11 protein-coding genes are annotated in these 13,545 nt (G+C 63.7%); 7 read left to right on the forward strand and 4 right to left on the reverse strand.

What is annotated here, in order from left to right; all coding sequences use genetic code 11:
- Window positions 1-37 precede the first annotated feature (37 nt).
- Complete coding sequence (locus tag MAB_RS03770) at window positions 38-928, forward strand: SDR family NAD(P)-dependent oxidoreductase (protein WP_005113216.1); 891 nt, start codon at window positions 38-40, stop codon at window positions 926-928.
- Here MAB_RS03770 and MAB_RS03775 read toward each other — a convergent pair.
- Window positions 925-1,896, reverse strand: coding sequence for an NAD-dependent epimerase/dehydratase family protein (locus tag MAB_RS03775; protein ID WP_005085629.1), 972 nt, complete (start codon window positions 1,894-1,896; stop codon window positions 925-927). The genes MAB_RS03770 and MAB_RS03775 overlap by 4 nt on opposite strands.
- Before the next feature lie 216 nt (window positions 1,897-2,112).
- Here MAB_RS03775 and MAB_RS03780 point away from each other — a divergent pair, with 216 nt between their 5' ends.
- From MAB_RS03780 to MAB_RS03795, 4 genes are read left to right on the forward strand one after another with little or no spacing between them, the layout of a single operon-like run.
- Entirely contained in the window at window positions 2,113-3,639 is a 1,527-nt protein-coding gene (locus MAB_RS03780) for an ABC transporter substrate-binding protein (RefSeq protein WP_005113217.1), read from the forward strand.
- Window positions 3,636-4,661 carry an ABC transporter permease gene (locus MAB_RS03785; RefSeq protein ID WP_005087153.1) on the forward strand — a complete coding sequence of 342 codons (1,026 nt, stop codon included), beginning with the start codon at window positions 3,636-3,638 and terminating at the stop codon, window positions 4,659-4,661. The genes MAB_RS03780 and MAB_RS03785 overlap by 4 nt, the downstream gene beginning before the upstream one ends.
- Window positions 4,661-5,602 (forward strand): ABC transporter permease, encoded by a 942-nt coding sequence (locus MAB_RS03790; protein ID WP_005115089.1) that lies wholly within the window; start codon window positions 4,661-4,663, stop codon window positions 5,600-5,602. Before MAB_RS03785 ends, MAB_RS03790 begins: the two co-directional genes overlap by 1 nt.
- Window positions 5,599-7,245, forward strand: a complete 1,647-nt coding sequence (locus tag MAB_RS03795; RefSeq protein WP_005092467.1) for an ABC transporter ATP-binding protein — start codon at window positions 5,599-5,601, stop codon at window positions 7,243-7,245. The genes MAB_RS03790 and MAB_RS03795 overlap by 4 nt, the downstream gene beginning before the upstream one ends.
- Here the strand turns inward: MAB_RS03795 and MAB_RS03800 are convergent.
- The 3 genes from MAB_RS03800 to MAB_RS03810 all read right to left on the reverse strand — a co-directional run bounded on the left by MAB_RS03800 (window position 7,242) and on the right by MAB_RS03810 (window position 11,284).
- A complete protein-coding gene (locus MAB_RS03800) occupies window positions 7,242-9,215 on the reverse strand; it encodes an alpha/beta hydrolase (RefSeq protein WP_005087159.1) in 1,974 nt (657 codons plus the stop codon). The genes MAB_RS03795 and MAB_RS03800 overlap by 4 nt on opposite strands.
- A 96-nt stretch (window positions 9,216-9,311) precedes the next feature.
- A complete protein-coding gene (locus tag MAB_RS03805; RefSeq protein WP_005087162.1) occupies window positions 9,312-10,727 on the reverse strand; it encodes an amidase in 1,416 nt (471 codons plus the stop codon).
- Window positions 10,724-11,284, reverse strand: a complete 561-nt coding sequence (locus MAB_RS03810; RefSeq protein ID WP_005097777.1) for a TetR/AcrR family transcriptional regulator — start codon at window positions 11,282-11,284, stop codon at window positions 10,724-10,726. The genes MAB_RS03805 and MAB_RS03810 overlap by 4 nt, the downstream gene beginning before the upstream one ends.
- A 155-nt stretch (window positions 11,285-11,439) precedes the next feature.
- On the opposite strand from MAB_RS03810, the gene MAB_RS03815 reads away from it, so the two are divergent.
- Together MAB_RS03815 and MAB_RS03820 are read left to right on the forward strand one after the other, a co-directional pair.
- Entirely contained in the window at window positions 11,440-12,438 is a 999-nt protein-coding gene (locus MAB_RS03815) for a Rieske 2Fe-2S domain-containing protein (protein WP_005113220.1), read from the forward strand.
- Window positions 12,435-13,508, forward strand: coding sequence for an NAD(P)H-dependent amine dehydrogenase family protein (locus tag MAB_RS03820; RefSeq protein WP_005064221.1), 1,074 nt, complete (start codon window positions 12,435-12,437; stop codon window positions 13,506-13,508). The genes MAB_RS03815 and MAB_RS03820 overlap by 4 nt, the downstream gene beginning before the upstream one ends.
- The last annotated feature ends 37 nt before the right edge of the window (window positions 13,509-13,545 follow it).

Here is a 13,545-nt window from a genome sequence, read left to right on the forward strand (position 1 = left end):
ACGTTATCCATGATCCTAAACCTCGCGGGAGCTTGTCGTGACCGAATTCACCGTCGTTATGACCGGCGCCACTGCCGGGCTGGGCGCGTATGCCGCAAAACTCCTTGCCGAACAGCCCAATACGCGTGTGATCGCGGGCGCCAGAGGCTCCGGGCGTGATGTTCCCGGCGCCCAGGTGCTGCCACTGGACCTAGCCTCGCTCGACAGCGTCACACAGTTCGCCGACGAGGTTAAGAACGAACTCGGCCAGACCCCGATTGATGTGTTGGTACTGAATGCGGGGATCCAGTTCCGGGACACCAACCATCGCACCGTCGACGGTTTCGAGACGACCTTTACGGTCAACCATCTGGCTCACTACCTCCTGGCACGACTGCTTGTGCCCAGCATCGCCGACGGAGGCCGTCTGGTGATTACCACGAGTGACACGCACGATCCGGAGATCATTCCATTCGGGCCTCGCGCACTGGATCCGGCACACCTTGCCCACCCGGAATCTGGTGGGGCCATTGCCGGGCTTCGTGCCTATGCAGGGTCCAAACTGTGCAATCTGCTCACCGCCCGCTCCTTCGCCGCCTCCGACGAGATCGTGCGCCGCCGAATCGATGTGGTTGCCTACAACCCCGGCCTCACCCTGGGCACAAACCTGGTGGGAGCGTCGATGTCGGGGCGGGTGGTCACGGGGGCACTGCGGCCGGTGCTGCGTCTGCTCTCTGCGGCGCGGCCCGCGTTCTATCCCGGGCGTGTGGAGACGGCGGGAGAGGCGTTGGCGGACCTGTCGATTGGCGCCGTCAAGCCGCCGGAGGGCCGCCTGTATGCGTCACTTGTGAAGGGGCAGCTGACCTTCCCGGATCCAGCCCCGCTGGCCCGGGACGACCGAGCGGCCGACGGACTATGGCGCGCCAGCGCCGCGATGGTCGGGATTTAAAGCCGGCCGGAGCCCAGAAGAAAGTCCACGAACTCGTTGACGGTGGTTTCTGTCGACCGCGGCTCATAGCCCAATTCGGTACGGGCCTTGGTGATATCCACCGCCGGTGAAACCGTCAGCTTGTTGAACGCTGCCCGGCTCAACGCGTCGTTCTTGAGTAGCTTGCCGATCGGCTCGATGACCGGGATGGCCGCGTTGAGGAGGCCCATGGGCACGGCGAACCGCGGGCCGCGCTTGCCGGCGCGCCGAGCGGCCAGTCGGCACACCTGCAACAGGCTCCCCATGTGGCCACCGAGGAGATAGTTCTCGCCGGTGCGTCCCTTTTCGCCGGCTAGGTAGAGCCCGGCAGCGACATCCCGGGCGTCGACCAGGTCGTACTGACTGTTGACCATCCCGGGCAGCCTGCCCCGGGCGCTATCGAACAGCAGTTGGTTGATGCGTGACAGATTGGGCAGATCGACCGGACCGTAGACGCCGGTGGGGTTGCAGATCACGGCATCCAGTCCGGACGCGATGGTCTCGCGTACCGCCACCTCGCCACCCCACTTGGAGCGTTGATAGACAGGCAGGTCGGCAGCCGCGGAGCGTGGCGACTTCTCGTCGATGGTGGCCACGCTGTTGGAGTAGGAGTCAATCGAGCTGCAGTGCACCATGCGGCGGGCCCCCACGGTCAGGGCGGCCTGTGCGACGGTGCGGGCACCTTCGGTGTTGATCCGCCAGCACAGCTCGTCTTCGTGCTTGAGGGTGATAACGGCCACCAAGTGGTAAACCACCTCGACGCCGTCGAGCGCCTTCGTCATCGAGTCGGGGTCGAGGACGTCGCCAGAGACCCAGGTCACGGCCTCGCGAGTCTCCGGCGAGGCGGGCACCACCCGGTCGATGGCGATCACCTCGTGGCCGTTATCCACGAGCAGATTGACTAGGTTGGTACCAATGAAGCCGGCGGCTCCGGTGACGGCAGTCTTCATCTTTGTCCCTTGGCTGGCTCGGGTGTCATAACCGCCGGGGCGCGTGCGCGACCGGCAGCATCGCAACCAACCTACCTAACGCTCGCTTGGTTGGCGTTGTGACATCTATTGCAGCGCACCTCAGCGGGTTGGGGCAAGTGTTGCCATACTCTCCGGATGGTCCGCTTGCGCAAACTCGCCGTGGCCGCATCCGCAATACTCGTCGCTGGATGCGGGATGGGCCGGCCGCCGGGCGCAATCGACGGCGAATACCTCACGGTCGGCACCACAGATCGCGTTTCCACCCTCGATCCGGCGGGCGCCTATGACAATGGGTCGTTCCAGGTCGAAAATCAGGTCTACCCGTTCCTGATGAACTTCACGCCGGGGACCGGCGACCTCAAACCCGACCTGGCCGCTGGATGCGGGTTCGAGAACCCGACGCTGTACCGTTGCACACTCAAGCCTGGCTCGGTGTTCGCCAACGGACACGAGCTCACCTCATCGGATGTGAAGTTTTCGTACGACCGCGAGCGCGTGATCAACGATCCCAATGGGCCGCAGTCGCTGCTGGCCAACCTTGATCGCGTCGAGACGCCCGATGACCTGACCGTCGACTTTCGGCTCAAGCTGCCCAATGATCAGACGTTCCCTCAAGTGCTGGCCACCAACGCCGGGCCTGTTATCGATGAAGAGGTCTTCCCGCCCGACCGGTTGCTCGACGACGACGCTATCGCGCGCGCAGAACCGTTCGCGGGGCCGTACACCATCACTTCACACACCAAGAATCAGCTGATAGGCCTGCGCGCCAACCCGAAATATGTTGGGGGCCTGGGCAAGCCGCAGTGGGATCTGATCGGCATCAAGTACTACACCGGTGGTGAAAATCTCAAGATCGATATTGAGAACCGGGCCATCGACGTCGCATATCGGAGCTTGTCGCCTAACGATATCGAAACGCTGCGGGTCAACCCGCGCCTGTCCGTGCATGAGGGCCCCGGCGGGGAGCTCAGGTACATCGTCTTCAACCTCAAGACGATGCCGGGTGTCACGGATGCGCAGAAGCTGGCCATCCGTAGGGCGGTCGCGTCGTTGGTGGACCGCGAAGCCCTGTCGCGTGACGTGTACAAGGGTGTCTACACCCCGGTCTATTCGGTGGTGCCTGAATCGATGGCGGGTTCCGTGGAGTCGTTCAAGGCGCTGTACGGCGTCAAGCCGAATGTTGATCTTGCCCGAAAGTTCTTGTCCGAAGCCCAGGTTGCGGCGCCGGTACTGATAAATCTCCAATACAACCCGGACCACTACGGGGGCAACTCATCGGAGGAGTACGCGGCGGTCAAGGGACAACTCGAGGCGTCCGGGCTGTTCTCGGTGGACCTACAGTCCACCGAGTGGGTGGCCTACCAGGAACGGCGATCATCGGATTCTTACCCGGTGTATCAGTTTGGCTGGTTTCCTGATTTTCCCGACCCGGACAACTACCTGACGCCATTCTTCATGCCAGACAACATGTTGGTGAACCACTTTCAGAACGACACCATCACCCGGCTCATCACCGCCGAAGTCACCGAACCGGACAGCGCGAAGCGGCTGCGCATCATCGGGCAGATACAGGACCTGATGGCACGTGACTACATTTCGACGCTGCCACTGCTCACCGGAAAACAAATCGCGGTGTCGGTGAAGAATGTTGACGGGATCAAGCTCGGGCCCTCGTTCAAGTTTCAATTCACTCCGCTGAAGAAGACGGGTGGTACTGCATGAGCACCACGCTTCTGCGTTATCTCGGAGTGCGTTTGGCGCTTATCATCCCGACAGCGTGGATCCTGATGACACTGGTCTTCGTGCTCATGCGGGGGATCGGCGATCCCATCACCGCCCAGGCCGGTGGTCGGCTCACGCCGGCAGAGATAGCCAAACGCAAGGCCGAGGCAGGATTTGACCGGCCTATCTGGGCCCAGTACTGGGAGTACCTCACCGGGTTGCTCCGTGGTGACCTCGGGCAGACGCTGACCGACAAGCGGTCGATCGCCGATATCATCGTGGTCAATGGGGCTGCCACGCTGGAGCTCGCGGTGGGCGCCATCGTGGTGGCGTTGCTGGTGGGAATTCCGTTGGGGCGTATAGCTGCAACGCACCGCGACAGAATCGCCGACGTGTTCTTGCGGCTGGCGGCGGTATTCTTCTATGCCGCGCCGGTGTTCTTTGTGGCGATTCTGCTCAAGCTGTTCTTCTCGGTGAAGCTGGGCTGGCTGCCGGCCTCCGGGCGCAGCACGGTGGGTACCGAGATAGCGCTCGACGCCATGCCGCACCGCACCCATCTGCTGTTGGTCGACACTGTGTTATACGGCAACGGGGCATATTTCGTGGATGCCCTCAAACATCTCGTGTTGCCGGTGCTCGCACTGGGGTTGTTGACGGCCGGGGTATTCCTGCGGCTGGTGCGGGTCAATCTGCTGCAAACGCTGCGCGCCGGATACGTGGATGCGGCCCGGGCGCGCGGGCTGCCGGAGCGGGTTGTGGTAGGGCGGCACGCATTCCGGAACTCGCTGGTTCCGGTGGTGACGGTCATGGGGATGCAGATCGCCATGCTGCTCGCCGGCGCCGTACTGACCGAGACGGCTTTCGAATGGAACGGTCTGGGTTCGCAGCTGGCACACTATCTTTCCGCGCGCGACTTCATAGCGGTGCAAGGCATCGTCACAGTGATCGCGATCATCGTCGCGGTGATGAGCTTCGTCATCGACTTGGTGGTGGCCTTCATCGACCCGAGGGTGAGGTTCTGATGACAACGTCAGTGAGCAAGCCACACGGAAACCGGCTCCGCAGGCTCCCGGGCGCCGACCTACTGCGCTCCGTGCATGGGCTGCAGCGCTGGACGCTCGTCGTCGGTCTCGTTCTCGTCGCCGGATTCATCGCCATCGCGGTGTTGGCACCCGTTCTGGCGCCCTACGGGTTCTCGCAAACCAGCGCGGACGGCCTCGATTTCGTTCGGCAGCAGGCTCCGTCCTGGCAGCACTGGTTCGGTACCTCGGTGCGCGGAGAAGATGTGTTGTCTCGTGTGCTGTTCGGCGCGCGCACTGCGCTGCTGGTCATTGTTACCTCGCTGGTGGTTTCGCTACCCGCGGGCGTGGTGCTGGGTCTTACCTCCGGATACCTGGGCGGCTGGCTGGATCGCGCGTTGGTACTGGTGATGGACGCGCTATACGCCATGCCCTCATTGTTGCTGGCCATCGTGGTGTCAATCGCGGTCACCGGCGGGCAATCCAGCACTGGGGGAGGCATACTCGCGGCGGCCATCGCCATCATGGCCGTCTTCGTGCCGCAGTACTTTCGGGTGGTGCGTAACGCCACCGTAGGTGTGAAACAGGAGCCCTTCGTCGATGCCGCAAGAGTTACGGGCGCCGGTACCCCTCGGATCTTGTTCCGGCACATCCTTTCCAACGTCACCTCCTCACTGCCGGTCATCATCACCCTCAACGGAGCGGAGGCGATTCTGACGCTGGCGGGGCTGGGCTTCCTGGGCTTCGGGATCGAGCCCACCCAGGCCGCTGAATGGGGCTATGACCTAAACAAGGCGTTATCGGATGTGGCCAACGGAATTTGGTGGACGGGGGTGTTTCCGGGTATCGCCATAGTCCTGGTGGTGCTGGGCATGACGCTGGTGGGTGAGAGCCTCAACGAGGTCATCAACCCCCTGTTGCGGACCCGGCGGGGTGAGGCATGAGCCACGTCGAAGCCTCGTCGGCACTTTCCTTTCGGTCGTTGTCGGTGACGTTCAGCACCGACAGTGGTCCGGTGTCCGCGGTCGACGACGTATCGTTCGACGTCAAGCCCGGAGAAGTGCTGGCCGTCGTCGGAGAATCGGGTTCGGGCAAGTCGGTGTCCTCGCGTACCGCGATCCGGCTACTGCCGGACACCGCGCGTATCACCGGTTCGGTTCTGCTGGATGGCCGCGACGTGACCAAACTTTCGGGTCGTGAGCTGGCAGCCATGCGCGGCAAGGACATCGCGATGGTGTTTCAGGAACCCGGTGCGGCCCTGGACCCGTTGTTCACCATCGGGTATCAGGTTGCCGAGGCGGTCCGCGCGCACTCGGATATGAGTCGCGTGCAGGCCCGCGCGCGAGTCATCGAGCTGTTGAAGCTGGTGCGGCTGCCCGACCCCGAGCGACGCTACGACTGTTATCCGCACCAGCTCTCCGGCGGCCAGAAACAACGCGTGGTGATTGCCATAGCCATCGCGTGCGACCCGAAGGTGATCATCGCCGACGAGCCCACCACAGCGCTGGACGTAACCGTGCAAGCCGAAATCCTCGAGCTGCTGCGCGACCTGCGAGACAGGATCGGCAGCGCCATCGTGTTGATCACCCACAACATGGGTGTGGTTGCCGACATAGCGGACCGTGTAGTGGTCATGAAACAGGGCAAGGTCGTTGAAATAGCGCCGGTGGAAAGGCTTTTCGCTGAACCTGCCGAGCCGTACACCCGTGTGCTGCTGGCCGCTGTGCCCCACCTTGGGCAGGGAGATCCCGAACATGGCGCTGAGCCGCGCGAAGACATCGGCGAGCCCGTGTTGGAGGTATCCCACCTGGTGGTGGAGTTCCCCGGGCTGCTGGGCCGGGCAGCGTTCCGCGCGGTCGATGATGTGAGCTTCGGTATCGGGCGTGGGAAAACCCTGGGATTGGTGGGAGAGTCCGGATCAGGAAAGTCGACCATCGGTCGATGCGTGGCGGCCTTGCAGCAACCCGCCGCGGGGTCGGTGCGGGTGCTCGGCCAGGAGATCGTGGGCATGAGCCAGCGCAAGCTGCGCCCGCTGCGAGCCAAGTTCGGATTCGTGTTCCAGGATCCGGCTACCGCGCTCAACCCGAAGATGCGCGTGGGTGACTGCATCGCCGAACCCATGTGGGTGCACCGTTACGGCGATCGGGGCAAAATCGTGGCCCGGGTGGCCGAGCTGATTGACGCGGTGCAGCTTCCTTCAGGAACCGAAAACCGTTACCCACACGAGCTTTCGGGAGGGCAGCGACAGCGTGCCAACCTGGCGCGCGCTTTGGCGCTGGGCCCGGACCTGTTGGTCGCCGATGAGCCCACCAGCGCGCTTGATGTATCGGTGCAGGCGGCCGTGTTGGATCTTTTCGAGGAACTACAGCGCCAGTGGCGGTTCGCCTGCCTGTTCATCAGCCACGATCTTGCCGTGGTGGATCGGCTGGCCGACGAGGTGGCGGTGCTGCGCCACGGCGTCTTGGAAGAGCTGGGGCCCCGCGGCGAGATCTTGCACAACCCGTCACGCGCGTACACCCGCGCATTGGTGGCCGCCGTGCCTGTGCCGGATCCGGTGAAGCAGCGCGCGCGGCGCAACGGTCATTAGGAGCCGCCCGCGGAGTGCTCGTGGGCGGTCCCGCCGGAAGACTTCGTGTGCCCGCCGGAGCCGGAGTCGGTCTGCGTGTGCGCTGCCTTGGTCTCGGCGGCTGAGCCGGTCGCGCCAGACGACGGCGGCGCGCCCGGACTGCTCGGCGTAACGGTATGTGTCGCACTATCATTGGTGTGTGTGCTGGTTTCGGCCGCCGCGGCCGGTGTGTCGTTGGTCTTGATGGCAGCCGATGTCTTCGGCTTCTTCGCGGATCCTGAATCGGCCGCCGTGCCGGTCGAATGGTCGGACGGCAATCTGCTGCCCGCTGTTTTGCCGTCTCGGCTTATCCCGTTGGCGCCGATTCCGATCTTCGGTGTGATCGCGTTGTTCGCGTGCGTCACCTGCGTGTTGCCGGCATCCGGCTTACCGGGTGACTGATGTGTTTTCGTCTCAGTGCTCGCCGGGGACGACGTGGTGGTGGCTTCGGCGGTTTTGGCCAGGCGATCCGGCTGCGCCGGTTTCTTGGTGTCTGGCGCTTGTCCGGCGGGGGCGTTGGCAACCGTCACGCCGTGTGTCTCGCTAATCGAGACGGACTGGCCGCCGCGCTTCAGCGTGACGTCGCCTCCCGTGACCTCAAGAGTCGCACCCGAGGGGGTAGTGGCCTTGGTCGCTGGCGCTGTCGCTGCCTTGCCGGGCGATTGGCGCACCTGCTTTTCGGGGTGCTGGGGTGTTGTGTCGGTGTGGTTGTCGACGGTTGCGACGATGTTCTTGCCCTCAGAGATAGTGGTTGTGTTGCCATCCTTGGTGAGCGTGGTGCCGGGGTTGTCCTTGACCTGCTCGGGTGAACGCTGGGCAGACTGGCTGGATTTGAGGTAATTGGTCACCGCGGAGATGACTTCCACGCTGTTCAAGCCGTGACCGACCACACCGTCGCGCGGTACACCCGGCAGAGAATGCGCTTCGATATTGACAGCGGTGGAACCCGGTGCCGCTGTGATGAATTGAGACTTGTACGGGGTGGCCACGACATCATCGTTGGTACTCACCACCAGATAGTCGACTCCCGGTTTGGTGTCCGGCAGTGTGTTGAGCCTATCGAGAAAGCGGCTGCCCACGGTTTGTTGTGACAAGGAAGGCCAGGCCAGCGCGCTTGCGGCCGAGTAGATCACATCCTTTACGGGTTTCCAGCCGTTGATGTTTACTGAATTGCCCACGGGCCCAATGAAATCAGCAAGCCCGCTGAAGGTGGTTCCGTGGCTGGAGGGTGCCAGTTGAACCACGTTGGCCACACTGTCGGATTTGTCTTGTGCTACGAAGTTCTTGATCAACAGCCCGCCCTGGGAGTGACCGACGAGGTCGACCTTGCTCGCGCCTGTCTGGTTCAGAACATGCGAGACCTCGTCGGCAAGCTGTTGGGTGGACACCTCGACGTCACCGAAGCCGCGCAGGCCGATCTTCTCTCCGATCGACCCGATGAGGCCCTGAAACCCGGTCTGGCCGTATTCGAAGGTGAAGGCCTTCATGCCCGCGCCATGCAGACTCGTCGTCATAGCGTCCCAATACTTTTGATTCTCGGCAGTCCCATGAACCAGGACGACCGGGATGCTGCCGGGCGTGGGTTTGTCGGCTCCGGCAGCCGGCGCGAGCGATTCGGACTTGATGACCGCGCCCGGACCACGGCCGTTGTCACCTGGGTTCAGCGAGACGGTGGTCCTGCGGGTGATGGTCAGCGCCGCTGGGGAATCGGTGCCCACTCCGAGTGGCGTCGAGCTCGAGGTCAGAGAGATGAACCCGGACTCCACCGTGAAGGTCATGGGCCCGGGCAGCGGACTGCTCGAGACCACCTGAAGTGTGGTGGGCGCCCCTTCCGTGACAACCAAGGATGCGACCAGGGCAGTGGCCAATAGGATCCGCAGCTTGCCCGCACGTGGGTGCTGCGGTGCGGGATCCCGTAAGGCACCGCGTGCCCGGTGCGATGCCGTCGGCATGAATTAGACGGTAAGTGCTCAAACTGTGGATCGCATGTCGAGCGCTCTAATTTTGTTGTAACACTGGTGGTTTGTGATTGGAGTCACGGCCACGCATCAGCCCAGTATCGAGAAGGGCTGTGCCTCCTCGATTTCCATCGCCAGCTCGAGCAACGTTCGTTCACTGCCTCGGCGGCCGCTGAACATCACTCCGATGGGCAGGCCGTCGGGGTCTTGGCCGAGCGGCAGCGATATCGCTGGCGCACCGGAGGCGTTGTGCACCGGAGTGAATCCCACGTACGAGCTGAGCTTGTCCAGCAGTACGTCGGGATCCTGGTCCGGGGTGAGATACCCGATGCGTGGCGTGGTGTGGGTGAGCACGGGCGTGAGCACCGCATCGATACCGGTGGTGAAGCCGCGTTCGTATACCCGGGCGGCGGCGGCCAGGCGTGCCAAGAAGAGCGGCGTGCGGTACGAGCGCCTGACGAATCTGCGGCTGAGCCCGAGGGTCAGCCGGTCCAACTTAGCGGGGTCGAACCCCTCGAACAGCCGGGGACCACCCTTAGCCACGGCGAAGGCCAAGAAGGCCCAGTAGTCCTCGAAGTCGATCTTGAACGACGGAAGCACGGCGGGTGTGTACGGTTCGACGGTGTGGCCAAGGGATTCAAGCAATTCCGCGGCGGAGTTCACTGCCTGCCGGGTTGGGTTGTCGGTGGCGGGAGTGAAGGGGGAATCCATGCATAGGCCGATGCGCAGCCGGCGCTGGACCGGGCGATCCACGTGCCCGATCGGTGTCAACTTTGGGTTGCGATAGTGCAGTTCGGCCGACTCGAAGAAGCGGGCACAGTCCCGCACACTGCGCACCAGCACCCCCTCGGCGACGATTTTCACTGGGGCCGAACTGCTCGACGGGTCGCCCAAAAGCCTTCCGCGGCTCGGCTTGAGGCCGACGAGTCCGCAGGCCGCCGCGGGGATCCGGATCGAGCCGCCGCCGTCATTGCCGTGTGCGATGGGCACCACACCGGCGGCTACCAGTGCCGCCGACCCGCCGGAGGATCCGCCGGCAGAGAAGTCCGTATGCCACGGATTGCGGGTAGCCGAGCCACCTGCGCGCTCCGTGGTGGCAGACCAGCCGTATTCGGGCATGGTCGTCGAGGCGATGGGGATCACGCCGGTGCTGAGGAATTGTCGTGCGAACGGTCCATCGTCAGTCTGCGGTGCCGGCGTGATCGCCGCCGAGCCTTCCGTCAGTGGCATACCCGCCACGTGGATATTGCATTTCGTCGCGGTGGGCACACCCCGAAAAGTGCCGGAAGTGCTGGACGCGGCGTCTGCCTGTTCGGCGCGCTCGCGGGCGCGCGGAAAATCCTTGAATTCCACTGCGTTGAGCGTCGGGTTGACCCGCTCGAGACGGACGATGGCGGCCTCGGCGCATTCGGCGGCAGTGACCTCGCCGGAGGCGATTCGCTCGGCGACTCCGGTGGCATCCAGGTCGCCCAGGGCGTCCTCGGTAAACGCGTGGATGCGGGTCATTCGTGACCTCCTAGGTAAGCGACGATCGCGTTGGTCAGCCCGCGACGGGCCTCCTCGAGATCCGAATAGGTACCCAGCTGTTTTTCGGAAACAAGCCCTCGCATGGCGCCGGGGATGAAGGCCGCCACCTCGCGCACTCGGACAGGATCCACCTCCAAGCCGTCGAACGCCTGCTGGCACGCCCGCGCCCAACGATGCTTCCACGAGGCCAGCTCGGCGGCCGTTCGGGGGTACAGACGCTCGAGTTCGGCGGGTTCGGGTGGCAGTGCCCGGCGCAGGTTCTCGATCGCGCGTGAGTCCGGGGCGGTCAGGCCGCGATAGAGGGTTTCGACGATCGCGCTGACCCGTCGATCCAGCGGACCCACCGGATCGTTTCGCCAGGGTTGTTCGCCGCGGCGCTCGGCGGTGCGCTGGAGCACCGCTGCCCACAGTCCGTCGATATCGCCGAATTGGTATTTCACCGCGCCCCAGGTGGCGCCGCACTCCTTGGCGATCTTGTTGGCAGACACCGCTGCCGGATCTCCGGAGGCGAGCACTCGGAGGGCGGCCTCAAGCATGCTCTCGCGGGTTGCCAGACCGCGACGATTCGCCCGCCGCCCGGTGGCCACCACTTCGCTCATCCGGACGATGCTAGCGCGTGCGGGAATTTTTCATAGAAGTCTCTGTGAAAGTTGGTCGGAATGGATTACTGTCGCCGCTTGAGGAGGTTCCGATGCCGAAGCCGCCGTTGTCGATGAGGCCCACCGGGTGGTTCCAGGTTGCCTGGTCCGCGCAGATCACTGTCGGTGCCGTGCACCGGATGAGCTATTTCGGCCGCGAGATGGTGGCCTGGCGGGCGCAATCGGGCGAGTTGGCAGTGATGGACGCCCATTGCGAGCACCTCGGTGCTCACCTGGGCCACGGTGGTCACGTCGAAGGGGACCGCATCGTGTGCCCGTTTCATGGCTGGGAGTGGAATCGTGACGGCAGGAATGTCTGCATTCCCTACGAGCGGCGGCCAAACCCGTTGCGGCGCATTCGGAGCTACCCGGTAGTCGAACGCAATGAGGCCGTCTACATCTGGCACGACACCGCCGGGCGTCCGCCGTACTTCGACGTTCCCGACGTCTTCACCGGATTCGGCGACGGCGGCAGCGCGCGGGACTACTATCCGGGATACCCGCACAGCACGTTGTATCGCGAACGGCTGCAACTACATCCGCAATACGTCCTGGAGAACGGCGTCGATTTCGCGCATTTCAAGTACGTGCACAAGACGCCGTTCATCCCGAGGTTCACCCGGCAGGAGTTCGGCACGCCGATTTCGTACGTCGACTTCACCATCGCCTTCGATGAGATACCGGGCATGTCCGCCGAAGACATAAAGAGCGGCGTGCAGGCCATCAACGGGGGTTTGGGTGTCGCCGTCACCAAGAGCTGGGGAATGGTCGACAACCGCACGGTCTCCGCAGTGACCCCAGTCGATGACGAGACCTGTGATGTGCGGTTCACCGTCTTCATCGGCAGGCAACCCGGCGACGATTCGGCCGAGCCGCCGCAGTCCGCGAAGACGTTCGCGCAGGCCATCATCGACCAATTCCTCGCCGATATCCACATCTGGTCGCATCAGCGCTATTCGGACCCGCCCGCATTGGTGCGCGCCGAATACGAAGGCTTCATCGCCCTGCGTAAATGGGCGACTCAGTTCTATCCGGAGGAGAGCACGGCATGAGCGTAATCAGGGTGTTCCAGGTCGCCACCGGCAACGTCGGCACCGAGATGATCAGGCGCATCGCGTCGCATCCCGACTTGGAACTGGCCGGATTGCATTGCTACTCGCCGGAAAAGGTCGGCCGGGACGCCGGTGAACTGGTGGGGCTGGAACCCAACGGGGTGATCGCGACGGGCACCGTCGAGGAAATCGTCGCCGCCAAACCCGACGTGCTGACCTTCCACGGCGTGTTCCCCGACGAGGATCTCTATGTCAAGGTGCTGGAAGCGGGCATCGACATTGTGACCACCGCCGATTGGATCACCGGGCATCACCGTGACCAGAACCACCCGCACCCGTCGGGCCGGCCCACCACCGAGGTACTGCAGCAGGCGTGTGAACGCGGCGGATCGACGTTCTATGGCACCGGAATGAATCCGGGGCTGACGCAGATTCTTGGTGTCATCCATTCCTGCGATGTCGCCGAGATCGAGAACGTGACCGTCATCGAGTCGGTGGATGTGTCCTGCCATCACTCGGTGGACTCCTGGGAGATGGTCGGATACGGACTTCCCGTGGGGGATCCGTCGATCCCGGCGCTGCTTGAGAAGGGCACCCGGGTCTTCGCCGACGGGGTGTATCTGATGGCGGACTGCTTTGGCCTGGAACTCGACGACGTCACGTTCTCCTATGAATTGGGTGCCTGCACGGAGGACATCGACCTCGGTTGGTACCGACTGCCCAAGGGTTCATTGGGTGCCAATTATCTGAAATACCAAGGGATTGTCGGCGGAGTGCCGAAAGTCGAAGTACATGTCGAATGGCAGATGACCCCAAAGACCGAGCCGCACTGGAACGTCAAGGGCTGCTACATCACGAAGATCCAGGGCGACCCCTGCGTCTACAGCAAGCACATGGTCATTCCCAAGCCCGGCACCGACTTCACCGACCCGGCCGCCTTCGCCTCCGTCGGGATGACGGTCACCGGACTGCCCGCCCTGAACGCCATCCGGAGCGTCATCGACGCGCCGCCGGGGATCCTCACCTCCGCCGACCTGCCGTTGCGTGGCTTCGCGGGCCGGTTCAAATAGCCGCATCGAGGACCAGTGCGGACACCTGTGCCAGTCG

This window comes from Mycobacteroides abscessus ATCC 19977, assembly GCF_000069185.1.
Taxonomy (GTDB): Bacteria; Actinomycetota; Actinomycetes; order Mycobacteriales; family Mycobacteriaceae; genus Mycobacterium; species Mycobacterium abscessus.